The organism is Formosa undariae, from assembly GCF_042427615.1.
GTDB lineage: Bacteria > Bacteroidota > Bacteroidia > Flavobacteriales > Flavobacteriaceae > Formosa > Formosa undariae.
Window position 1 is genome coordinate 1 of the sequence record NZ_JBHMEZ010000004.1, and the last position, 1,243, is coordinate 1,243.

1 protein-coding gene is annotated in these 1,243 nt (G+C 45.9%); it reads left to right on the top strand.

Features of this window, described 5'->3' with window-relative positions; genetic code table 11:
* On the top strand, positions 1-1,243 hold a 1,243-nt coding region (locus ACFFVB_RS08170; RefSeq protein WP_382382240.1), incomplete at both ends, for a beta strand repeat-containing protein.

Consider the following 1,243-nt stretch of genomic DNA (forward strand, 5'->3'; position numbering starts at 1 on the left):
AAGTAATGGATCAGACGGTGTAGACGGAACAGATGGGTCTTCAGCATATGAGATCGCAGTAGCTGGTGGATATACAGGAACAGAAGCAGATTGGTTAGCGTCATTAAATGGAGCTGACGGAGCAGATGGAAGTAATGGTACTGATGGATCAGACGGTGTTGATGGAGTAGATGGATCTTCAGCTTTTGAGATTGCAGTAGCAGGTGGATATACAGGAACAGAATCAGATTGGTTAGCATCACTAAACGGTGCTGATGGATCTTCCGCATATGAAATTGCAGTAGCTGGAGGGTTTATAGGAACGGAATCAGATTGGTTAGCGTCACTAAATGGTGCTGATGGAGCAGATGGTGCCGATGGAAGTAACGGTACTGATGGAATAGATGGTACGGATGGATCTTCCGCATTTGAAATCGCAGTAGCAGGTGGGTTTACAGGGACAGAAGCAGATTGGTTAGCGTCATTGAATGGAGCAGATGGAAGTAATGGTACTGATGGATCAGACGGTGTTGATGGAGTAGATGGATCTTCAGCTTTTGAGATTGCAGTAGCAGGTGGATATACAGGAACAGAATCAGATTGGTTAGCGTCACTAAATGGTGCTGATGGAGCAGATGGTGCCGATGGAAGTAACGGTACTGATGGAATAGATGGTACGGATGGATCTTCAGCATTTGAAATCGCTGTAGCAGGTGGATTTACAGGAACAGAAGCAGATTGGTTAGCGTCATTAAATGGAGTTGACGGAGCAGATGGAATTAACGGTACTGATGGAACAGATGGATCTTCAGCTTTTGAGATTGCAGTAGCAGGAGGATATACAGGAACAGAAGCAGCTTGGTTAGCATCATTAAATGGATCTGATGGAGCAGATGGAAGTAACGGTGCTGATGGAGCAGACGGTGTTGATGGAGTAGATGGATCTTCAGCTTTTGAGATTGCAGTAGCAGGTGGATTTACAGGAACAGAAGCAGATTGGTTAGCGTCATTGAATGGAGCTGACGGAGCAGATGGAATTAACGGTACTGATGGAGTAGATGGTGTTGATGGAGCACAAGGTCCTCAAGGGGTTGCCGGTGTTGACGGAGTAGACGGATCTTCCGCATTTGAAATCGCAGTAGCAGGTGGGTTTACAGGGACAGAAGCAGATTGGTTAGCGTCATTGAATGGAGCAGATGGAAGTAATGGTACTGATGGATCAGACGGTGTTGATGGAGTAGATGGATCTTCCGCATTTGAAATT